Consider the following 20,975-nt stretch of genomic DNA (forward strand, 5'->3'; position numbering starts at 1 on the left):
ATGGCACGCGAATATCCGCTCGACCGTTATCGCAACTTCGGGATCATGGCGCACATCGACGCAGGGAAAACCACCTGCTCCGAGCGCATCCTGTACTACACCGGCAAATCCCACAACATCGGTGAGGTGCACGACGGTGCAGCCACCATGGACTGGATGGAGCAGGAGCAGGAACGCGGGATCACCATCACCTCGGCTGCGACCACCACTTTCTGGGAACGCACCGAAGACGGTCAGACCGCAGACACCGAAAAGCACCGTCTGAACATCATCGACACCCCCGGCCACGTTGACTTCACCATTGAAGTTGAGCGTTCGCTGGCGGTTCTGGATGGTGCCGTTTGCGTTCTGGACGCAAACGCCGGTGTTGAGCCGCAAACCGAAACCGTGTGGCGTCAGGCTGACCGCTACAAGGTGCCGCGCATGGTGTTCGTCAACAAGATGGACAAAATCGGCGCGGACTTCTTCAACTGTGTGAAGATGATCGAAGACCGTACCGGCGCGCGCGCGATTCCGGTGGGTGTTCCGATCGGTGCCGAAACCGAGCTGGAAGGCCTGGTTGACCTGGTGACCATGGAAGAGTGGCTGTGGCAGGGCGAAGATCTGGGTGCATCCTGGATCAAGGCTCCGATCCGCCCCGAGCTTCAGGACATGGCCAACGAGTGGCGCGAAAAAATGGTCGAGGCTGCCGTCGAAGAAGACGAAGAAGCCATGATGGAATACCTGGAAGGCAACGAGCCCGACGTGCCCACCCTGCGCAAACTGCTGCGCAAGGGCACCCTGGCTCTGAACTTTGTGCCTGTTCTGGGTGGTTCGGCGTTCAAAAACAAAGGCGTGCAGCCCCTGCTGAACGCTGTGATCGACTATCTGCCCAGCCCGCTGGACGTTGTTGATTACATGGGCTTCGAACCCGGCGACGAAACCGAAGAGCGGAACATCGCGCGCCGCGCCGACGACAACATGGCCTTCTCGGGTCTGGCGTTCAAAATCATGAACGACCCCTTTGTCGGTTCGCTGACCTTCACCCGTATCTACTCGGGCACCCTGACCAAGGGTGAGACCATGCTGAACTCGACCAAAGGCAAAAAAGAGCGTGTTGGCCGGATGATGATGATGCACTCGAACGATCGTGAAGAGATCGAAGAGGCATTCGCAGGCGATATTATCGCTCTGGCTGGTCTGAAGGACACCACCACTGGTGATACCCTGTGTGACGCCAAGGATCCGGTTGTTCTGGAAACCATGACCTTCCCCGATCCCGTGATCGAGATCGCCGTGGAGCCCAAAACCAAGGGCGACCAGGAAAAGATGAGCCAAGGTCTGGCCCGTCTGGCCGCCGAAGACCCCTCGTTCCGTGTGGAAACTGACCTGGAATCGGGTCAGACCATCATGAAGGGCATGGGCGAACTGCACCTGGACATCCTGGTTGACCGTCTGAAGCGTGAATTCAAGGTTGAAGCCAACATCGGTGCGCCTCAGGTGGCCTACCGTGAAACCATCAGCCACGAAGCCGAAGTCGATTACACCCACAAGAAACAGTCGGGTGGTTCGGGTCAGTTCGCGCGCGTCAAAATGGTCATCACCCCGACCGAGGCCGGCGAAGGTTACTCGTTCGAATCCAAGATCGTCGGCGGCTCGGTTCCCAAGGAATACATCCCCGGTGTGGAAAAAGGCATCCAGTCCGTCATGGACAGCGGCCCTCTGGCTGGCTTCCCCGTGATCGACTTCAAGGTTGCCCTGATCGACGGTGCCTTCCACGACGTTGACTCGAGCGTTCTGGCGTTCGAAATCGCGGCCCGTGCAGGGATGCGTGAAGGTCTGAAAAAGGCCGGCGCGAAGCTGCTGGAACCGATGATGAAAGTCGAGGTGATCACGCCTGAGGAATACACAGGTGGCATCATCGGCGATCTGACCTCGCGTCGTGGTCAGGTTTCCGGTCAGGAACCCCGTGGTAACGCGATCGCGATTGACGCGAACGTGCCGCTGGCCAACATGTTCGGCTACATCAACACTCTGCGTTCGATGTCGTCGGGCCGTGCCCAGTTCACCATGCAGTTCTCGCATTACGATCCCGTTCCGCAGAACATCTCGGACGAGATCCAGGCCAAATACGCATAACAGCGGTGGGCCACTGGCCCACCCTACCCCCAACAGTAGGGTGCAGGGGATGCCTGCACCGCTTCAAAGATCTAAGGAGGCCATAGAATGGCAAAGGAAAAGTTTGAACGTAGCAAACCGCACGTTAACATCGGCACGATTGGTCACGTTGACCACGGTAAGACGACGCTGACGGCGGCGATCACCAAGTATTTCGGTGACTTCAAAGCGTATGACCAGATTGATGGCGCGCCGGAAGAGAAAGCGCGCGGGATCACGATCTCGACGGCGCACGTGGAATACGAGACCGAGACCCGCCACTACGCGCACGTCGACTGCCCCGGCCACGCTGACTATGTGAAGAACATGATCACCGGCGCGGCGCAGATGGACGGCGGTATCCTGGTTGTGAACGCAGCCGACGGCCCGATGCCCCAAACCCGCGAGCACATCCTGCTGGCGCGTCAGGTTGGTGTGCCTGCGCTGGTCGTGTTCCTGAACAAGGTTGACCAGGTTGACGACGAAGAGCTGCTGGAGCTGGTGGAAATGGAAGTCCGCGAGCTGCTGTCCGAATACGACTTCCCCGGCGACGATATTCCGATCATCGCAGGTTCGGCCCTGGCCGCAATGGAAGGCAAGAACCCGGAAATCGGTGAAGAGAAGATCAAAGAGCTGATGGCCGCCGTGGATGCCTACATCCCCGAGCCCGAGCGCGCGATCGACCAGCCCTTCCTGATGCCGATCGAAGACGTGTTCTCGATCTCGGGTCGTGGTACCGTTGTGACCGGCCGTGTCGAGCGTGGCGTGATCAACGTTGGCGACGAGATCGAAATCGTCGGCATCAAGGACACCACCAAAACCACCTGTACCGGCGTTGAAATGTTCCGCAAGCTGCTGGACCGCGGCGAAGCGGGCGACAACATCGGCGCGCTGCTGCGCGGCATCGACCGCGAGTCGGTCGAGCGTGGCCAGGTTCTGTGTGCCCCCGGTTCGGTGAACCCGCACACCAAGTTCGAAGCCGAGGTCTACATCCTGACCAAGGAAGAGGGCGGCCGCCACACCCCGTTCTTCGCGAACTACCGTCCGCAGTTCTACTTCCGTACCACGGACGTGACCGGCACCTGCATCCTGCCCGAGGGCACCGAGATGGTGATGCCCGGCGATAACCTGAAACTGTCGGCCGAGCTGATCGCCCCGATCGCGATGGAAGAAGGCCTGCGCTTCGCCATCCGCGAAGGCGGCCGCACCGTCGGTTCGGGCGTTGTGTCCAAAATCATCGAGTAAGGGTGGCTTTGCGCAAGCAAAACGCCCGTTAGCGACAGGCGATTTCCCAACGGAAACCCCGCCGAAAGCCGACCGATAAAAACCAACAAAGGGCCGCTCAACAAAGCGGCCCTTTTGCTGTGAGTGGTTGAGGACTTAACTCCTGTGAAGGCCGTCACTATCTATTAAAAAGTACGACGATGAGGCTGGGAAACACTTCATGTATGCGCCGGGAATAGGTCAATTGCGATCAATGTCTGTAGAGGAGTTGGAGGAGCTGTATGACAACGCTGCTCAGAACACTGTCATAGGGACAGGTTTCATTCTGGATGAGCTCCGAGATCGTCGCATTACGCGCGTTACACAGCGAACATATATGGTCGCTGTATTCGCTGCGATAACTGCATTTTTGACCTTGGGAGTTTCTATTGTTGCGCTCGTTCTGGCGCTTGTGAAAGCGACTGGCTAGGGAGCACTCTGAGAGTACGTCTTTGTAGGGAACTTTTCCCTTGCCCCACAGCCCTCTCCCCTGTATGTCGCGCGGGTCTGCTATTGCGGATGACGGCGGGGTGATTCCCGCCGTTTGGGTTCGAAGAGGGTTCGCGGTGGTCGCTGGTCCTCCTCTCAACTCCAACGCCTAAGAAAAGGCTATGAAATGCAAAGCCAAAACATTCGCATTCGGCTGAAGGCATTCGATTACCGGGTTCTGGACGCCAGCACTCAGGAAATCGTCAACACGGCAAAGCGCACTGGCGCAAATGTCCGTGGCCCGATCCCGCTGCCGAACAAGATTGAGAAGTTCACCGTTCTGCGTGGCCCTCACATCGACAAGAAATCCCGCGACCAGTTCGAGATCCGTACGCACAAGCGTATGCTCGACATCATTGATCCGACCCCCCAGACCGTGGACGCGCTGATGAAGCTCGACCTGGCCGCTGGTGTGGACGTCGAAATCAAGCTGCAGTCGTAAGCTCGGAGGGTATAGAAAATGCGCTCTGGTGTTATCGCTAAGAAGGTGGGCATGACCCGCCTGTTCATGGAAGACGGCAAGCAGATCCCTGTGACCGTTCTTCAACTGGAAAACCTGCAGGTCGTTTCGCAGCGCACCGCAGATCAGCACGGCTATACCGCCGTTCAGCTGGGCTGTGGTTCGGTCAAGGCAAAACGCGTGAGCAAAGCCATGCGCGGCCACTTCGCCGCTGCCTCGGTTGAGCCCAAGCGTAAGCTGGCCGAATTCCGCGTGACCGAAGACAACCTGATCGACGTTGGCGCCGAACTGTCTGCCGAGCACTATGTTGCCGGTCAGAAAGTGGACGTTGCCGGCACCTCGATCGGTAAAGGCTTCGCCGGTGCCATGAAACGCCACAACTTTGGTGGTCTGCGCGCCTCGCACGGTGTGTCGATCAGCCACCGTTCGCACGGTTCGACAGGTCAGTGTCAGGATCCGGGCAAGGTGTTCAAAGGCAAGAAAATGGCCGGCCACATGGGTGCCGTCCGCGTGACCACTCAGAACCTGGAAGTCGTCAAAACCGACGCCGACCGCGGCCTGATCATGGTCAAAGGTGCCGTTCCTGGCTCCAAAGGCGGCTGGGTCACCATCAAGGATGCAGTGAAGAAGAAACTGCCCGAGAACGTCCCGTTCCCGGCTGCTCTGAAAACCGCTGCTGTCGAAGCTCCGGCTGAAGAAGCCCCCGCGGAAGGTGGTGAAGCATGAAACTTGACGTGATCAAACTGGACGGCGGCACCGCCGGTTCCGTGGAACTGTCCGAAGACCTGTTCGGCCTGGAGCCGCGCGCAGACATCCTGCACCGCGTGGTTCGCTGGCAGCGTAACAAGGCACAGGCTGGCACCCACAAGGTTCTGACCCGTTCCGAGGTAAGCTACTCGACCAAGAAGATCTATCGCCAGAAGGGCACCGGCGGCGCACGCCACGGCTCGCGCAAGGCGCCGATCTTCCGCAAAGGTGGTATCTACAAGGGCCCGACCCCGCGTAGCCACGCCCATGACCTGCCGAAGAAATTCCGCAAGCTGGGCCTGAAGCACGCCCTGTCCGCGAAAGCCAAGGCAGGCGAGCTGGTCGTGATCGAAGCCGCCGAAACCGAGGGCAAGACCGCCGCTCTGGCCAAACAGGTTGCAAACCTGGGCTGGAAACGCGCCCTGATCATCGACGGTGCGTCGGTGAACGAGGGCTTTGCCCAAGCCGCCCGCAACATCGAAGGCCTGGACATCCTGCCGACGATGGGCGCTAACGTGTATGACATCCTGAAGCGTGACACCCTGGTGATCACCAAAGCAGGTGTCGAAGCTCTGGAGGCTCGCCTGAAATGACCACCAAGGCAGAACTGTACGACGTGATCCGCAAGCCCGTCATCACCGAGAAGGCCACCATGGCCTCGGAAACCGGTGCTGTCGTGTTCGAGGTCGCCATCGACGCCAACAAACCCCAGATCAAAGAGGCTGTTGAGACTCTGTTCGGTGTGAAGGTGAAAGCCGTCAACACCACGATCACCAAGGGTAAAGTAAAGCGTTTCCGCGGCCAGCTGGGCAAGCGTAAAGACGTTAAGAAAGCCTATGTGACCCTGGAAGAGGGCAACACGATCGACGTGTCCACCGGACTGTAAGATCTAGGTTTTTGAAAAAATGAAAGGCCCCTCGGTGCAAACCGGGGGGCTTTTTTCTCTATAAAATATTGACCAAACTAAGGAGGAGGCACCCTGATGCCCCGACAGTCAGAGAGCCTTGAGGTTGTCATTGATGGTCTTAGAGACGATATTTTGTGGATGTTGATCACTTATTATGCGCTGTGCAAGAGACGAACATTGCCAGATTTACAGAGGATGAGTCGGGAAGATTTTGTCGTCGAATTGAACTTATTAGAGTGTGCTCAACGAGACTTGGTAATGCGCTTAACCGCCCTTGATGACACGAAAGGGAACCGTTCATTTCGACTGGCTAAGAAGCTTAAGTTAGCAACGAGTTTGTCGAGAGAAAGGCAACGTGAGATTGCTGAGAACACGAAAGCTTTCACGGACGCAGTCAATCAATTGAAAACCGACCATCGTAACAAATATATCGCTCACGTTTCAACTGCTACCAGCGTTTCCCCCAGGTTGGTCCAAGAGGTTCCAAAGCTTGCGGATGTGATTTCCGTCGCGGTCCGAACCCTAGACGCATTCGAGAATAAGCGCATAAAGTACTTTCTGGATCCTGGCTCTGTTGAGCCCAATGTCGATCTAAGGGAAGTGTTTGCGATCTAGCGCTTTGCTTAAGACAATCAGCCTGAATAAACCATCGAAGATAGCAAATCTCACCCCCGCTATAGACACCCCTCCATTCCCCTGCTAAAGACGCGCATCTCTTCGGCCTCGGATTCGTTCCGGGGCCGGTGATTTTTGGAATCAGGGACCTTCGGGGCCCTAGCAAAGCGGCCACCTTAGTAGGGCGTTTCCTGGCGAAAGCTTCTGGGGAACAAACGGGCAGGGGGCTACAACATCGGGTGGGCCGCAGGCCTGCCTCACAAAACGGAAGACAGAAAGCATGGCACTCAAGTCGTATAAACCGACGACGCCGGGCCAGCGTGGGCTGGTTCTGATCGACCGTTCGGAGCTGTGGAAAGGACGTCCGGTCAAATCCCTTACTGAGGGTTTGACCAAGAACGGCGGCCGGAACAACACCGGGCGGATCACGATGCGCCGCAAGGGCGGTGGGGCAAAGCGCCTCTATCGTATCGTGGACTTCAAGCGCAACAAATTCGACGTTGCTGCAACGGTTGAGCGGATCGAATATGACCCCAACCGCACCGCGTTCATCGCGCTGATCAAATACGAAGATGGCGAACAGGCTTATATCCTGGCTCCGCAGCGTCTGGCTGTTGGGGACACGGTGATTGCCTCGGCCAAGGCCGACATCAAGCCGGGCAACGCAATGCCGTTCTCGGGGATGCCGATCGGGACCATCATCCACAACATCGAGATGAAGCCCGGCAAAGGCGGTCAGATCGCCCGTGCTGCTGGTACTTACGCTCAGTTCGTGGGTCGTGACGGTGGTTACGCTCAGATCCGCCTGTCCTCGGGCGAACTGCGCCTGGTGCGTCAGGAATGCATGGCCACCGTTGGCGCCGTGTCGAACCCTGACAACAGCAACCAGAACTTCGGTAAAGCTGGCCGTATGCGCCACAAGGGCATCCGTCCGTCGGTTCGTGGTGTTGTCATGAACCCGATCGACCACCCCCATGGTGGTGGTGAAGGCCGGACCTCGGGTGGTCGTCATCCGGTGACCCCGTGGGGTAAGCCGACCAAGGGTAAGCGCACCCGTAACACAAACAAGGCGTCGCAGAAGCTGATCATCCGCTCGCGTCACGCCAAGAAGAAGGGCCGCTAAGACATGGCACGTTCTGTTTGGAAAGGCCCCTTCGTGGATGCTTACGTGCTGAAAAAAGCCGAAGCAGCACGCGAGTCGGGCCGCAACGAAGTCATCAAAATCTGGTCGCGTCGTTCCACCATCCTGCCCCAGTTCGTGGGTCTGACGTTTGGTGTGTACAACGGCCAGAAACACGTTCCTGTGAACGTATCCGAAGACATGATTGGCCAGAAGTTCGGTGAATATTCGCCGACCCGGACCTACTATGGTCACGCGGCTGACAAAAAAGCGAAGCGGAAATAAGTCATGGGCAAGGCAAAGAACCCCCGCCGCGTGGCAGATAACGAAGCAATGGCCAAAGTGCGCATGCTTCGCACCAGCCCGCAGAAACTGAACCTGGTCGCCGCAATGATCCGTGGCAAGAAGGTGGAAAAGGCCCTGACGGACCTGACCTTCTCGAAGAAACGGATCGCTCAGGACGTGAAGAAATGCCTTCAGTCCGCCATTGCGAACGCCGAAAACAACCACAACCTGGATGTGGACGAGCTGATCGTGGCAGAAGCTTACGTTGGTAAGAACCTGACCATGAAGCGCGGCCGCCCCCGTGCCCGTGGCCGTTTCGGCAAGATCATCAAGCCGTTCTCGGAACTCACGATCACCGTGCGTCAAGTTGAGGAGCAAGCCTAATGGGTCAGAAAGTAAATCCGATCGGCATGCGCCTTCAGGTCAACCGCACCTGGGACAGCCGCTGGTACGCGGACTCGAAAGATTACGGTGATCTTCTGCTGGAAGACATCAAAATCCGTGAGTTCATCAAGGAAGAGTGCAAACAGGCCGGCGTGGCTCGTGTGATCATCGAGCGTCCGCACAAGAAGTGCCGCGTGACGATCCACACTGCGCGTCCGGGCGTGATCATCGGCAAGAAAGGCGCAGACATCGAAGTGCTGCGCAAGAAGCTGGCGGCCATGACCGATTCTGAGCTGCACCTGAACATCGTCGAAGTGCGCAAGCCCGAGCTGGACGCTCAGCTGGTCGCGGAATCGATTGCTCAGCAGCTGGAACGCCGTGTGTCCTTCCGTCGTGCGATGAAGCGCGGCGTGCAGAACGCCATGCGTATGGGCGCCCTGGGCATCCGTGTGAACGTCGCTGGCCGTCTGGGCGGTGCAGAAATCGCGCGTACCGAATGGTACCGTGAGGGCCGCGTGCCGCTGCACACCCTGCGTGCTGACATCGACTACGCCGCCGCAGAGGCCATGACCCCCTACGGCATCATCGGCATCAAAACCTGGATCTTCAAAGGCGAGATCATGGAACACGACCCTCAGGCTCGTGACCGTCGCGCCCAGGAAATCCAGGATGGTCCCGCGCCCCGTGGCGCCGGCGGCCGCCGCTAAGGAGATCTGAGTTATGCTTCAACCAAAGCGTACTAAATTCCGCAAGCAGCAGAAGGGCCGTATCAAAGGCCTGGCCAAGGGCGGCAGCGACCTGAACTTCGGTTCGTTCGGCCTGAAAGCCCTTCAGCCTGAGCGTGTGACTGCGCGTCAGATCGAGGCGGCTCGCCGCGCGATGACCCGCCACATGAAACGTCAGGGCCGTGTCTGGATCCGTATCTTCCCCGATGTCCCCGTGACCTCGAAGCCCGTCGAAGTTCGTATGGGTAAAGGTAAGGGTTCGGTGGATTACTGGGCCTGCAAGGTGAAGCCCGGCCGCATCATGTTCGAAATCGACGGCGTCGACGAAGATATCGCACGTGAAGCTCTGCGCCTGGCCGCGATGAAACTGCCGGTGAAAACCCGCGTCGTGGTTCGCGAAGACTGGTAAACCGTTGCAGTTTGCATCGCAAACTGTCAGCAGCGTGGTATAGGCAAAATCGCAAGTTTTGTCCGGGCCACGTACCAGCCTGAAAAATCAAAACCCCCGTCGAGAAATCGGCGGGGGTTTTCTTTGAGTATTTGAAGAGCAAAGAAGGGGCGGTGGGGTGGTCCCGTGTGCGGCGGGGTTATTCCCACTTATAGTTAAAGCTGACCGAGACCCGGTCGTATTCCGAGCGGTTCAAGGGGACCTCGTGGCGTAGCCAGCTTTCCCATAGCAGGACGTCGCCCACTTCTGGTGTCATGTAGATGAACGGTTGCAGGTCGCGGCGGGCGTCTTTGCGGCGGGCGGGGGCGGCCATCATGCGGGCCGAGCGTGGGTCTTCGAGTTTCAGGGCCGAGGCGCCGTCGGGCATGGCCACGTAGGTGGTGCCGGAAATCACTGAATGCGGGTGCAGGTGGGATGAATGGGTGCCGCCTTCGGGCAGGATGTTGATCCACAGGTCTTCGAGGACGAGGTTGCGGTCGTCCAGATCGAATTCCAGGTCTTTGGCGAAGGCCGCGACGTGTTGATTCAGCGATTTGATCAGGTCGTCGAAGATGGGAAAGCGCCAGCCCAGGTCCGTCAGCGAAGCATAGGAGGTGTAGCCGGGATAGCCGTTCTCCTCGCACCATTGCTGGCCGGCCTCGTCGTCCTCGGCGATGGAGTAGCAGGAGGCCTCTAGCTCGTCCGGGTCGATCTTGGGGGCGAACTCGGACAGGGCGGCGCGGTAGAGGCGGGTGACAAAGAGCGATTCAATCTGTGACATACCCGCCTTTTACCGCAGCCACGGGCCAAGCGCGATAGGCTTAGGCGGCCAGGTTCAGGACAATGTCATCTTCGGTCAGGGTGCGGGTTGTATCGACCATGATGCGCCAGGTTGCTTCCACGCCGGTTTGCGGGGCAGTGTAGACCAGCTCGATGTAGTGTCGATGCGCGACACCCTGATCGGTTTCGATGGTCAGTGTGGGGGTGCCCGAGAAAACGCCTGTATCCTCGGGGGTGATGATCAGCACGTCTTCGTCCGGGTCGAAATCCCGGATCCATGTCGAATTGGACATGGTGAAATCCGGGTCGGAGGAGGACGTGAAGTTATTGTCTTCGATCTGGTGGATGACCTCGAACGTGTCGGCACCTTCGCCCCCGGTGACGCCAAAGTGGTAGGTATCGGGGTTGCCGTCGGCATCCAAAAAGAAACCGCTTTGATGCGACACATTGGTGATCCGAAACACATCGTCGCCCGTGCCGCCACTGATGGTTTCGTCGATGTCGTGGCGATAGTACAGGTCATCGAATTCCAGCTCGAACGTGTCGTCGCCCTCGCCGCCAAGGTATTCGCCGAATCTTAGGTTTTCCGCGGTGATCGTATCGTTGCCCGCGCCGCCATACATGTTTTGGGTGTCCCCGTGCGCGATCAGGTGGTCATCACCGTCGCCCCCGTCGAACGTGCCGCCGTCGTTTTGCCAGCCGCCGGGGTTATAGGTGCTTTCCAGGATATCGTCGCCATCGCCGCCGTTGATGTTCGTGCGGCCGTCCGTGCGAACGATGTCGTCCCCTGATCCGGCATCAACCTGGCTGTCGCCATCCGCCAGGATATCAATCAGATCATCCCCCGCGCCGCTGTTGATCGTGACCGGGGCGTCAAGCTCTTCGGGGGTAATGATCACATCATCGCCATCGCCAGTGGTGACTGTGCCGCCTTCGGTTACGCGAATGGTTTCGTCTTCTGGTGTGTCTTCTGGTGCGTCGTCATCAGAGGCGGTATCGTCGCTGCTATCTTCAAAGATACCGAATAGGGCCGTCAGCGCGAGGGCGCCTCCCAATCCTAATAACAGAAAATATTCCATCTTTACCTCTAACAACCATTTATAATTGTAGTAAGATACGGACCACGCCCTGGGGCTGTCAACGGTGGCGGGCGGGTTTGGTGTTTCCGTTTTGGGGACAGAAAATATGATTGTTGCGGCAGCGGATTTGGGGACAGGTTTAACCCCCTCAGTTTTTCCTTGCCCCCAACGGGGGATCCCCTTATAGAGCGGCATCTCGCGGATTCCGGGTGACTGGGATTCGCGCGTTTATTTTTTGACTCCACCAGATACTGGGTCACCCGTCATAAGGCGCTCACTGGTGTTAGAAGAAGGAACTGGCGACATGTCCGCCACTGAACTGCGTGAAAAATCGCTGGACGAGCTGCGCGAGCAGCTGTCCGCCCTGAAGAAAGAAGCGTTTAACCTGCGCTTCCAGCAAGCAACCGGCCAACTGGAAAACACCGCACGCGTCAAAACCGTGCGTCGCGACGTTGCCCGCGTCCTGACCGTGTTGAACGCCAAAGCCGCTGAAGCAGCAGAATAAGGAGCCTGACAGATGCCCAAACGTATTCTCCAAGGCACCGTGACCTCGAATGCCAACGAACAGACCGTTACCGTTCAGGTCGAACGCCGCTTTACGCACCCCGTTCTGAAGAAAACCATCCGTAAGTCCAAGAAATACCGGGCTCACGATGAGAACAACCAATTCAACGTCGGTGACACCGTCCGTATCCAGGAATGTGCCCCGAAGTCGAAGACCAAGCGTTGGGAAGTGATCGCCTAAGTCCCACTTAGACGATCCCGACGCTATTTAGCGAAACCCTGGGGAAATGGACGCCTGCATGTCCCCCCATAGGTCGGGAGAAACCAAATGATCCAGATGCAGACCAATCTGGATGTTGCTGACAACTCTGGCGCGCGCCGAGTTCAGTGCATCAAGGTTCTGGGTGGCTCGAAGCGTAAATACGCTTCGGTGGGCGACATCATCGTCGTCTCTGTCAAAGAAGCCATCCCGCGCGGTCGCGTGAAAAAGGGTGACGTCCGTAAGGCCGTCGTCGTGCGCACCGCCAAAGAAGTTCGTCGTGAAGATGGCACCGCCATCCGCTTCGACCGCAACGCCGCCGTTATCCTGAATAACGCGGGCGAGCCCGTCGGCACCCGTATCTTCGGGCCGGTTGTTCGCGAGCTGCGCTCGAAGAACTTCATGAAAATCATCTCGCTCGCTCCGGAGGTGCTGTAATGGCTGCTAAACTCCGCAAAGGCGATAAGGTCGTCGTGCTGGCCGGCAAAGACAAAGGCAAGCAGGGCACCATCGAGAGCGTAGATCCGAAAGCTGGCAAAGCTGTCGTGGAAGGCATCAACATGGCCATCCGTCACACCCGCCAGTCGCAAACCAGCCAGGGCGGCCGTCTGCCCAAGGCGATGCCGATCCAGCTGTCGAACCTGGCACTGCTGGACGCAAACGGCAAAGCAACCCGCGTTGGCTTCCGTATGGAAGGCGACAAGAAGGTGCGCTTCGCCAAGACCACGGGGGACGTGATTGATGCTTGATGCTGCTACCTACACCCCGCGTCTGAAGGCTCAGTACAAAGAGTCGATCCGCGCCGCTCTGAAAGAAGAGTTCGGCTACAAGAACGACATGATGATCCCCAAGCTGGACAAAATCGTTCTGAACATCGGCTGTGGCGCTGAAGCTGTCAAAGACAGCAAGAAAGCCAAATCCGCCGTTGAGGATCTGACCGTGATTGCCGGCCAGAAGGCTCTGACCACCGTCGCTCGTAACTCGATCGCGGGTTTCCGGGTTCGTGAAGGTATGCCGATGGGCGCGAAAGTGACCCTGCGCGCAGACCGTATGTACGAATTCCTGGACCGTCTGATCACCATCGCAATGCCCCGTATCCGTGACTTCCGCGGCGTGTCGGGCAAATCCTTCGATGGTCGTGGCAACTATGCCATGGGTCTGAAAGAGCACATCGTCTTTCCCGAGATCGACTTCGACAAGGTCGATGTTGCCTGGGGCATGGACATCGTGATCGCCACCACCGCGAAAACCGACGCGGAAGCAAAGGCGCTGTTGAAGCATTTCAACATGCCCTTCAACAGCTAAGCGCGGGAGAGAAGAGTTATGGCTAAAAAATCCATGGTCGAACGCGAGAAAAAGCGCGAACGCCTGGTGGCAAAATACGCCGCCAAGCGCGCTGCTCTCAAAGAGATCATCAATGATCAAGACAAGCCGATGGAAGAGCGTTTCCGCGCTTCGCTGAAGCTTGCGAAACTGCCGCGCAACAGCTCGGCAACCCGTCTGCACAACCGTTGTCAGCTGACCGGCCGTCCCCACGCTTACTATCGTAAGCTCAAGGTCAGCCGTATCATGCTGCGGGAACTGGGCTCGTTTGGCCAGATCCCCGGTCTGGTGAAATCCAGCTGGTAAGGGAGAGAGTGATATGAACGATCCTATCGGCGATATGCTCACCCGTATCCGCAACGCTCAGATGCGCGGCAAGTCCGTTGTTTCGACCCCGGCGTCGAAACTGCGCGGCTGGGTTCTGGATGTACTGGCTGACGAAGGCTACATCCGCGGCTACGAAAAGGGCACTGATGTCAACGGTCACCCGACCCTTGAAATCAGCCTGAAATACTACGAAGGCACCCCTGTCATTCGCGAACTGAAGCGGGTTTCGAAACCCGGCCGTCGCGTCTACATGGGCGTCAATGACATCCCCGTTGTCCGTCAGGGCCTGGGCGTGTCGATTGTCAGCACTCCGAAAGGTGTGATGTCGGACGCAAGCGCACGCTCCAACAATGTTGGTGGCGAAGTGCTCTGCACCGTCTTCTAAGGAGGTCTGCAATGTCTCGTATTGGTAAAAAACCGGTCGAGCTGCCCAGCGGCGTTACCGCGTCGGTGTCCGGCCAGACCATCGAAGTCAAAGGCGCGAAAGCGACCCAAAGCTTCACCGCAACCGACGACGTGACCATCGCGGTCGAGGACAACGCTGTTGTCGTCACCCCGCGTGGCAAGTCCAAGCGCGCGCGTCAGCAGTGGGGCATGTCCCGCACCATGGTGGCCAACATGGTCCAGGGTGTGACGACCGGCTTCAAAAAAGAGCTGGAGATCAACGGTGTGGGTTACCGGGCTCAGATGCAGGGCAACACCCTGAAACTGAACCTGGGCTACTCGCACGAGGTGAACTTCGAAGTGCCCGACGGCGTGACCGTCACCGCTCCGAAACCCACCGAGATCGTTGTCGAAGGCAATGACCCGCAACTCGTCGGCCAGGTCGCGGCCAACATCCGCGAATGGCGTAAGCCCGAGCCCTACAAAGGCAAAGGCATCAAGTACAAAGACGAGTACATCTTCCGCAAGGAAGGCAAGAAGAAGTAAGGACGAGCAAAATGGCAAACAGCAAACGGACCCTGTTCCTGAAGCGCCGTCTGCGCGTTCGGAACAAACAGCGGAAAGTGAACGTCGGCAAGCTGCGCCTGTCGGTTCACCGCAGCAACAAGAACATCAGCGTTCAGCTGATCGACGACGTCAAAGGCGTCACCCTGGCATCGGCCTCCTCGCTGGAGAAAGATCTGGGCGTGGTCGGCAAGAACAACGTCGAAGCCGCCGCGAAAGTCGGCGCGCTGATCGCAGAACGTGCCAAGGCAGCCGGCGTCGAAGAGTGCTACTTCGACCGTGGTGGCTTCCTGTTTCACGGCAAGGTGAAGGCTCTGGCCGACGCCGCGCGTGAAGGCGGTCTGAAGTTCTAAGCAACCTGCGGAGGGCGCGCTGTGCCCTCCCGATGATCCGGGTTCTGCGCGGCCAGCCCGCGCAGAGCACCAGGATTGAGACAAACGGCGCAGCCGCGCCACCATGAAAGGACTGTCCAAATGGCAGAACGTGAAAACCGCCGGGGCCGCGGTCGCAACCGCGAAGAGGAAACCCCGGAATTTGCAGATCGCCTGGTCGCGATCAACCGTGTTTCGAAAACCGTGAAGGGTGGTAAGCGCTTTGGCTTCGCTGCTCTGGTGGTTGTCGGCGATCAGAAAGGCCGCGTTGGTTTCGGCAAAGGCAAAGCGAAAGAAGTGCCCGAGGCCATCCGCAAAGCCACCGAGCAAGCCAAGCGCCAGATGGTTCGCGTGCCTCTGAAAGAGGGCCGCACCCTGCACCACGACATTGAAGGTCGCCACGGCGCCGGTAAGGTCGTCATGCGCACCGCACCTGAAGGGACCGGGATCATCGCCGGTGGTCCGATGCGTGCCGTGTTCGAAATGCTGGGCGTGAAAGACGTGGTTTCCAAGTCGATCGGCTCGCAGAACCCCTACAACATGATCCGCGCCACCATCAACGGCCTGACCAAAGAGTCGAGCCCGCGTTCGGTTGCTGCGCGTCGCGGTAAGAAAGTTGCTGACATCCTGCGCAAGGACGAAGCAGCGGCCCCCGCCGAAGCAGAAGCGTAAGGAGAGCGAGACATGGCTAAAACCATCGTTGTCAAACAGATCGGTTCCCCGATCCGTCGCCCCGCCGTCCAGCGTCAGACCCTGATCGGTCTGGGCCTGAACAAGATGCACAAGACCCGCGAGCTGGAGGATACGCCTTCGGTTCGTGGCATGGTCGCGAAAATCCCGCACCTGGTCGAAATCATCGAAGAGCGCGACTAAGCGATCCTTCATCGGATAAGAACACGAACGCCCCGCAGTGCATTGCGGGGCGTTTTCTTTGACGGGGTGCTCTGCGCTTGCATCATGCAAGCGAAGCGTCTATACGCCCCCGGTGGCCCTTTGGCTGCATAAGAATCAACCAAGAAAAGCCGTGTTTGACCCCTTCCGCTTCGTGGGTCAGTTCCGGCAAAGGAGAAGCGACATGAAATTGCATGAATTGCGTGATAACGCAGGCGCAACCAAGAAACGCACACGCGTTGGCCGTGGTCCGGGTTCGGGCAAAGGTAAAATGGGTGGCCGTGGTATCAAAGGTCAGAAATCGCGCTCGGGTGTGGCCATCAATGGCTACGAGGGCGGCCAGATGCCCCTGTACCAACGCCTGCCCAAGCGTGGCTTTAACAAGCCCAACCGCAAGGAATACGCCGTTGTGAACCTGGGCCTGATCGCCAAGTTCATCGAAGCCGGCAAGCTGGACGCTTCGGCCGCGATCACCGAGGACGCGCTGGTTGCCAGCGGTCTGGTGCGCCGCAAGCTGGATGGCGTCCGCGTTCTGGCCAAAGGCGAGATTGCAACCGCTGTTAACCTGGAAGTGACCGGGGCCTCGAAATCGGCCATCGAAGCCGTCGAAAAGGCCGGTGGATCGCTGAAGGTTGCGGCTGCCGCAGAATAACGGGTTGTGAGCGGGGCTGAGCCCGCTTAGATACATCCTAGTTTTCCTAAGAACGCCGCCTGAGCTGGAAAACGCTCTGGGCGGCGTTGCCACATAAGAGAGACCGAATATGGTATCTGCAGTCGAACAAATGGCCGCGAACACCAGCTGGGGACAGCTGGCCAAGGCGTCGGACCTGCGCAGCCGCATCCTGTTCACCCTTGGGCTTCTGATCGTTTGCCGTATCGGCACCTTCATTCCCGTTCCGGGCATTGACGGCGAACAGCTGCGCAACTTCATGGAGGGCGCGGCAAGCGGCCTGGGCGGCATCCTGTCGATGTTCACCGGCGGCGCGCTGGGACGGATGGGGATTTTTGCGCTGGGGATCATGCCGTATATTTCGGCCTCGATCATTGTTCAGCTGCTGACCTCGATGGTGCCTTCGCTGGAACAGCTGAAGAAAGAGGGCGACGCAGGCCGTAAGAAGATCAACCAATACACCCGTTACGGCACTGTGGTGCTGGCGACCTTGCAGGCCTACGGTCTGGCCGCCTCGCTTGAGGCCGGGGATCTGGTGACCGATCCGGGCATGTTCTTCCGTGTGACCTGTGTGATGACGCTGGTGGGCGGCACCATGTTCATGATGTGGCTGGGCGACCAGATCACCAGCCGCGGCATTGGTAACGGTATCTCTCTGATCATTTTCGTCGGCATCATCGCCGAGGTGCCCGCCGCTCTGGCGCAGTTCCTCAGCCAGGGGCGTTCGGGTGCCATCAGCCCCGCCGTGATCATCGGTGTCTTTGTGATGGTTGCTGTTGTGATTGCCTTTGTGGTGTTCATGGAGCGCGCCCTGCGCAAGATCCACATTCAGTATCCGCGCCGTCAGGTGGGGATGAAAGTCTATGACGGCGGCAGCTCGCACCTGCCGATCAAGGTGAACCCGGCCGGCGTGATCCCGGCGATCTTTGCCAGCTCGCTGCTGCTGCTGCCGACCACGATCAGCACGTTCTCGGGGTCGCAAACGGGGCCGGTCATGTCCACGCTGCTGGCCTATTTCGGGCCGGGGCAGCCGCTGTACCTGCTGTTCTTTGTCGCGATGATCGTGTTCTTTGCCTATTTCTATACGTTCAATGTGTCGTTCAAACCCGATGATGTGGCGGACAACCTGAAGAACCAGAACGGCTTTGTTCCCGGTATCCGTCCGGGGCAGAAAACCGCCGAATATCTGGAGTACGTGGCCAACCGCGTGCTGGTTCTGGGGTCGGCCTACCTTGCGGCAGTTTGTCTCTTGCCCGAGATTCTGCGTAGCCAATTGGCGATCCCCTTCTATTTTGGCGGAACCTCGGTGCTGATCGTCGTGTCCGTGACCATGGATACGATCCAACAGGTGCAAAGCCATCTGCTGGCCCATCAGTACGAAGGTCTGATCGAGAAGTCGCAGCTACGCGGCAAAGGTAAGAAACGCGCACGCAAAGGACCCGCACGTCGATGAACATTATTCTGCTTGGACCGCCCGGCGCGGGCAAAGGAACTCAGGCTGGCCATCTGGTCGAAACACGCGACATGATCCAGCTGAGCACCGGCGACATGCTGCGGGAAGCCAAGGCCAGCGGTTCCGAAATGGGGCAGCTTGTGGCCAAGGTCATGGACAGCGGCGGCCTGGTCACCGATGAAATCGTCATCGGCCTGATCCGCGAGAAGCTGGAAGGCGACAAAAAGGGCGGTTTCATCTTCGACGGCTTCCCGCGCACCCTGGCCCAGGCCGATGCACTGGGAGAGTTGCTGGCCGAGAAGGGCGAAACCCTGGACGCCGTGATCGAGATGCAGGTCGAGGACGAGGTTCTGGTCAAGCGGATCGTCAACCGCGCCGCCGAAGCCGTCGCCGCCGGGGGCACCGCCCGCGCAGACGATAACGAAGAAAGCGTGCGTTTCCGTCTGATGGAATACTACAAAAAGACCGCGCCGCTGATCGGCTATTACCACGCCAAGGGGAATCTGACCTCGATTGACGGTTTGGGCTCGATCGAAGACGTTCAGGGCGCGATTGCCGGGATTCTGGGCTAATCACAGGATGAATGGGGAAGGGGGCTTGACGGCCCTCTTTTTTCCACATACCCAGCACCATCTCTATTATGAGGCTGATTCTCGGTGTGCATATGCGCCGATGATCTTATCACCTGGTACAGCTGAGGCCCGGCGCAAAAATCGTCGGGCTTACGTTGTGAAAAAAGGTTCTGGAACTACGGAACCGCAACGAAAAGGAAAGTGACACGTGGCACGTATCGCCGGCGTAAACATCCCCACTGCAAAGCGGGTCCCTATCGCCCTGACCTATATCACTGGTATCGGCCCTGCATCGGCCAAAGCCATCTGCGAAGCTGTGAACATCGAATCGACTCGCCGTGTAAACGAGCTGTCGGACGCCGAAGTTCTGGCCATCCGCGAACACATCGACGCCAACTACACCGTCGAAGGTGACCTGCGCCGCGAAGTGCAGATGAACATCAAACGCCTGATGGATCTGGGTTGCTACCGCGGCCTGCGTCACCGCCGCAGCCTGCCTGTGCGCGGCCAGCGCACCCACACCAACGCACGTACCCGCAAAGGCCCCGCAAAGGCCATCGCCGGTAAGAAGAAGTAAGGGAGGGCAGCACCAATGGCACGTGATACCCGTCGTGGCGGCAAGAAAAAGGCCTCCAAGAACATCGCAGCTGGCGTCGCACATGTGAACTCCAGCTTCAACAACACCAAGATCCTGATCTCGGACGTGCAGGGCAACGCGATCTCGTGGTCGTCGGCCGGCACCATGGGCTTCAAAGGGTCGCGCAAATCCACGCCTTACGCTGCTCAGATGGCAGCCGAGGACGCGGGCAAGAAAGCCCAGGATCACGGCGTGAAAACCCTGGAAGTCGAAGTTCAGGGCCCCGGTTCGGGCCGTGAATCGGCTCTGCGCGCGCTGGCCGCAATCGGTTTCAACATCACCTCGATCCGTGATGTGACCCCGATCGCACACAACGGCTGCCGCCCGCCGAAACGCCGCCGGGTCTAATCCGACAGTATTGTTTTGGGGCTGTGCACGCGCACGGCCCCATTCCGTCATTTTGAAACCTCGGGCGTCTTGGCCTTTGGACATGGGGACAAGACAGGAATGGAGGGACGCATGATCCACAAGAATTGGGCAGAGCTGATCAAGCCGACTCAGCTGGACGTAAAGCCGGGCAATGACCCGCTGCGTCAGGCAACCGTGGTTGCCGAACCGCTGGAGCGTGGCTTTGGCCTGACGCTGGGCAACGCCCTGCGCCGCGTGCTGATGAGCTCGTTGCAAGGTGCGGCCATCACCAGCGTGCAGATCGACAACGTTCTGCATGAATTCTCGTCTGTTGCCGGTGTGCGCGAAGACGTCACCGACATCATCCTGAACCTGAAGCAGGTCGCCCTGCGCATGGAAGCCGAAGGCCCCAAGCGTCTGTCGATCTCGGCCAAGGGTCCGGGGGCTGTGACCGCCGGTGACATCTCCGACAGCGCAGGTATCGAGATCCTGAACAAGGAACACGTGATCTGCCACCTGGATGACGGCGCCGATCTGTACATGGAACTGACCGTCAACACCGGGAAGGGCTATGTCGCCGCAGATAAGAACAAACCCGAAGATGCGCCCATCGGCCTGATCCCGATCGACGCGATCTACTCGCCGGTCAAGAAAGTGTCCTATGACGTGCAGCCCACCCGTGAGGGCCAGGTGCTGGACTATGACAAACTGACCCTGAAGGTGGAAACCGACGGTTCGATCACCCCCGATGACGCCGTGGCCTTTGCCGCGCGCATCCTGCAAGACCAGCTGTCGATCTTCGTGAACTTCGAAGAGCCCGAAGCCGCTGGCCGCCAGGACGAGGATGACGGTCTGGAGTTCAACCCGCTGCTGCTGAAGAAAGTGGACGAGCTGGAACTGTCCGTCCGTTCGGCAAACTGCCTGAAGAACGACAACATCGTCTACATCGGCGATCTGATCCAGAAAACCGAAGCCGAGATGCTGCGCACTCCGAACTTCGGCCGCAAATCGCTGAACGAGATCAAAGAAGTGCTCTCGGGCATGGGGCTGCACCTGGGCATGGACGTCGAGGACTGGCCGCCGGACAACATCGAAGATCTGGCCAAGAAATTCGAAGACGCGTTCTAAAAATAGGGGGCGGGCGCATAGCCTGCCCCGCATATGCCCGCATCTGGCGGGGAACATCCGGGCCAACGCCCCAAGGAGAGCCGGTGACACGCATCGCCGGACGGACAAAGCAAAACGCACGTTAGGA

General features: G+C 58.6%; 31 protein-coding genes. 29 read left to right on the forward strand and 2 right to left on the reverse strand.

From position 1 onward, the window contains the following. The 12 genes from fusA to rplP all read left to right on the forward strand — a co-directional run bounded on the left by fusA (position 1) and on the right by rplP (position 9,540). Positions 1 to 2,118, forward strand: a complete 2,118-nt coding sequence (fusA, locus tag ACP15O_RS00080) for an elongation factor G (RefSeq protein WP_425093992.1) — start codon at positions 1 to 3, stop codon at positions 2,116 to 2,118. Between the two features lie 87 nt (positions 2,119 to 2,205). After that, a complete protein-coding gene (gene tuf, locus ACP15O_RS00085) occupies positions 2,206 to 3,381 on the forward strand; it encodes an elongation factor Tu (RefSeq protein ID WP_425093993.1) in 1,176 nt (391 codons plus the stop codon). A 634-nt stretch (positions 3,382 to 4,015) separates the two neighbouring features. Next, positions 4,016 to 4,330: a 30S ribosomal protein S10 gene (rpsJ, locus tag ACP15O_RS00090; protein ID WP_425093994.1), complete on the forward strand. Its 315-nt coding sequence runs from the start codon at positions 4,016 to 4,018 to the stop codon at positions 4,328 to 4,330. 18 nt (positions 4,331 to 4,348) lie between these two features. Next, complete coding sequence (gene rplC / locus ACP15O_RS00095; protein ID WP_425093995.1) at positions 4,349 to 5,074, forward strand: 50S ribosomal protein L3; 726 nt, start codon at positions 4,349 to 4,351, stop codon at positions 5,072 to 5,074. Further along, positions 5,071 to 5,688 (forward strand): 50S ribosomal protein L4, encoded by a 618-nt coding sequence (gene rplD, locus ACP15O_RS00100; RefSeq protein WP_425093996.1) that lies wholly within the window; start codon positions 5,071 to 5,073, stop codon positions 5,686 to 5,688. Before rplC ends, rplD begins: the two co-directional genes overlap by 4 nt. After that, a complete protein-coding gene (locus tag ACP15O_RS00105; RefSeq protein WP_420568445.1) occupies positions 5,685 to 5,981 on the forward strand; it encodes a 50S ribosomal protein L23 in 297 nt (98 codons plus the stop codon). Before rplD ends, ACP15O_RS00105 begins: the two co-directional genes overlap by 4 nt. Before the next feature lie 96 nt (positions 5,982 to 6,077). After that, on the forward strand, positions 6,078 to 6,617 hold the full coding sequence (locus ACP15O_RS00110) for a hypothetical protein (RefSeq protein WP_425093997.1): 540 nt from the start codon (positions 6,078 to 6,080) through the stop codon (positions 6,615 to 6,617). A 280-nt stretch (positions 6,618 to 6,897) separates the two neighbouring features. Further along, on the forward strand, positions 6,898 to 7,740 hold the full coding sequence (gene rplB, locus ACP15O_RS00115) for a 50S ribosomal protein L2 (protein WP_425093998.1): 843 nt from the start codon (positions 6,898 to 6,900) through the stop codon (positions 7,738 to 7,740). A gap of 3 nt (positions 7,741 to 7,743) precedes the next feature. Then, positions 7,744 to 8,022, forward strand: a complete 279-nt coding sequence (gene rpsS, locus ACP15O_RS00120) for a 30S ribosomal protein S19 (protein WP_136338417.1) — start codon at positions 7,744 to 7,746, stop codon at positions 8,020 to 8,022. Positions 8,023 to 8,025: 3 nt separating this feature from the next. Beyond that, entirely contained in the window at positions 8,026 to 8,406 is a 381-nt protein-coding gene (gene rplV, locus ACP15O_RS00125; RefSeq protein WP_425093999.1) for a 50S ribosomal protein L22, read from the forward strand. Then, entirely contained in the window at positions 8,406 to 9,113 is a 708-nt protein-coding gene (rpsC, locus tag ACP15O_RS00130) for a 30S ribosomal protein S3 (protein ID WP_425094000.1), read from the forward strand. The genes rplV and rpsC overlap by 1 nt, the downstream gene beginning before the upstream one ends. A gap of 13 nt (positions 9,114 to 9,126) precedes the next feature. Then, a complete protein-coding gene (gene rplP, locus ACP15O_RS00135) occupies positions 9,127 to 9,540 on the forward strand; it encodes a 50S ribosomal protein L16 (RefSeq protein WP_425094001.1) in 414 nt (137 codons plus the stop codon). A 178-nt stretch (positions 9,541 to 9,718) separates the two neighbouring features. Here rplP and ACP15O_RS00140 read toward each other — a convergent pair whose 3' ends face one another. Further along, positions 9,719 to 10,339 (reverse strand): 2OG-Fe(II) oxygenase family protein, encoded by a 621-nt coding sequence (locus ACP15O_RS00140; protein WP_425094002.1) that lies wholly within the window; start codon positions 10,337 to 10,339, stop codon positions 9,719 to 9,721. 40 nt (positions 10,340 to 10,379) lie between these two features. Continuing rightward, the gene (locus ACP15O_RS00145) at positions 10,380 to 11,417 is read right to left on the reverse strand and encodes a hypothetical protein (RefSeq protein WP_425094003.1); all 1,038 of its coding nucleotides are present in this window, start codon (positions 11,415 to 11,417) and stop codon (positions 10,380 to 10,382) included. A 304-nt stretch (positions 11,418 to 11,721) separates the two neighbouring features. Here ACP15O_RS00145 and rpmC point away from each other — a divergent pair, with 304 nt between their 5' ends. From rpmC to ACP15O_RS00230, 17 genes are all read left to right on the forward strand, one after another. Then, entirely contained in the window at positions 11,722 to 11,922 is a 201-nt protein-coding gene (rpmC, locus tag ACP15O_RS00150; RefSeq protein WP_425094004.1) for a 50S ribosomal protein L29, read from the forward strand. A gap of 12 nt (positions 11,923 to 11,934) precedes the next feature. Beyond that, positions 11,935 to 12,162, forward strand: coding sequence for a 30S ribosomal protein S17 (gene rpsQ, locus ACP15O_RS00155; protein WP_420568437.1), 228 nt, complete (start codon positions 11,935 to 11,937; stop codon positions 12,160 to 12,162). An 87-nt stretch (positions 12,163 to 12,249) separates the two neighbouring features. Further along, positions 12,250 to 12,618, forward strand: a complete 369-nt coding sequence (gene rplN / locus ACP15O_RS00160; RefSeq protein WP_104017210.1) for a 50S ribosomal protein L14 — start codon at positions 12,250 to 12,252, stop codon at positions 12,616 to 12,618. Continuing rightward, complete coding sequence (rplX, locus tag ACP15O_RS00165; RefSeq protein ID WP_425094005.1) at positions 12,618 to 12,929, forward strand: 50S ribosomal protein L24; 312 nt, start codon at positions 12,618 to 12,620, stop codon at positions 12,927 to 12,929. The genes rplN and rplX overlap by 1 nt, the downstream gene beginning before the upstream one ends. Continuing rightward, on the forward strand, positions 12,922 to 13,485 hold the full coding sequence (rplE, locus tag ACP15O_RS00170; protein ID WP_425094006.1) for a 50S ribosomal protein L5: 564 nt from the start codon (positions 12,922 to 12,924) through the stop codon (positions 13,483 to 13,485). The genes rplX and rplE overlap by 8 nt, the downstream gene beginning before the upstream one ends. An 18-nt stretch (positions 13,486 to 13,503) precedes the next feature. Further along, positions 13,504 to 13,809: a 30S ribosomal protein S14 gene (gene rpsN / locus ACP15O_RS00175; protein WP_425094007.1), complete on the forward strand. Its 306-nt coding sequence runs from the start codon at positions 13,504 to 13,506 to the stop codon at positions 13,807 to 13,809. A 13-nt stretch (positions 13,810 to 13,822) separates the two neighbouring features. Continuing rightward, positions 13,823 to 14,215, forward strand: coding sequence for a 30S ribosomal protein S8 (gene rpsH / locus ACP15O_RS00180; protein WP_425094008.1), 393 nt, complete (start codon positions 13,823 to 13,825; stop codon positions 14,213 to 14,215). A gap of 11 nt (positions 14,216 to 14,226) precedes the next feature. Continuing rightward, the gene (gene rplF / locus ACP15O_RS00185) at positions 14,227 to 14,760 is read left to right on the forward strand and encodes a 50S ribosomal protein L6 (RefSeq protein WP_425094009.1); all 534 of its coding nucleotides are present in this window, start codon (positions 14,227 to 14,229) and stop codon (positions 14,758 to 14,760) included. A gap of 11 nt (positions 14,761 to 14,771) precedes the next feature. Further along, positions 14,772 to 15,131 (forward strand): 50S ribosomal protein L18, encoded by a 360-nt coding sequence (gene rplR, locus ACP15O_RS00190; protein WP_425094010.1) that lies wholly within the window; start codon positions 14,772 to 14,774, stop codon positions 15,129 to 15,131. 120 nt (positions 15,132 to 15,251) lie between these two features. Next, positions 15,252 to 15,821: a 30S ribosomal protein S5 gene (gene rpsE / locus ACP15O_RS00195; protein WP_425094011.1), complete on the forward strand. Its 570-nt coding sequence runs from the start codon at positions 15,252 to 15,254 to the stop codon at positions 15,819 to 15,821. Between the two features lie 12 nt (positions 15,822 to 15,833). Then, entirely contained in the window at positions 15,834 to 16,022 is a 189-nt protein-coding gene (rpmD, locus tag ACP15O_RS00200; protein WP_425094012.1) for a 50S ribosomal protein L30, read from the forward strand. A gap of 202 nt (positions 16,023 to 16,224) precedes the next feature. After that, positions 16,225 to 16,692, forward strand: a complete 468-nt coding sequence (gene rplO, locus ACP15O_RS00205) for a 50S ribosomal protein L15 (RefSeq protein WP_425094013.1) — start codon at positions 16,225 to 16,227, stop codon at positions 16,690 to 16,692. A 109-nt stretch (positions 16,693 to 16,801) separates the two neighbouring features. Then, positions 16,802 to 18,163 carry a preprotein translocase subunit SecY gene (gene secY, locus ACP15O_RS00210; protein WP_425094014.1) on the forward strand — a complete coding sequence of 454 codons (1,362 nt, stop codon included), beginning with the start codon at positions 16,802 to 16,804 and terminating at the stop codon, positions 18,161 to 18,163. Further along, the gene (locus tag ACP15O_RS00215; RefSeq protein WP_425094015.1) at positions 18,160 to 18,735 is read left to right on the forward strand and encodes an adenylate kinase; all 576 of its coding nucleotides are present in this window, start codon (positions 18,160 to 18,162) and stop codon (positions 18,733 to 18,735) included. The genes secY and ACP15O_RS00215 overlap by 4 nt, the downstream gene beginning before the upstream one ends. A 208-nt stretch (positions 18,736 to 18,943) precedes the next feature. Then, a complete protein-coding gene (gene rpsM, locus ACP15O_RS00220) occupies positions 18,944 to 19,312 on the forward strand; it encodes a 30S ribosomal protein S13 (RefSeq protein ID WP_425094016.1) in 369 nt (122 codons plus the stop codon). Between the two features lie 15 nt (positions 19,313 to 19,327). Continuing rightward, positions 19,328 to 19,720, forward strand: coding sequence for a 30S ribosomal protein S11 (rpsK, locus tag ACP15O_RS00225; protein ID WP_425094017.1), 393 nt, complete (start codon positions 19,328 to 19,330; stop codon positions 19,718 to 19,720). A gap of 111 nt (positions 19,721 to 19,831) precedes the next feature. Further along, complete coding sequence (locus ACP15O_RS00230) at positions 19,832 to 20,848, forward strand: DNA-directed RNA polymerase subunit alpha (RefSeq protein ID WP_425094018.1); 1,017 nt, start codon at positions 19,832 to 19,834, stop codon at positions 20,846 to 20,848. Positions 20,849 to 20,975: the final 127 nt, after the last annotated feature.

Origin of the sequence: Youngimonas ophiurae (nom. illeg.) (genome assembly GCF_049803795.1) — a bacterium.
In the GTDB taxonomy this organism is placed as follows: Bacteria; Pseudomonadota; Alphaproteobacteria; order Rhodobacterales; family Rhodobacteraceae; genus Thalassobius.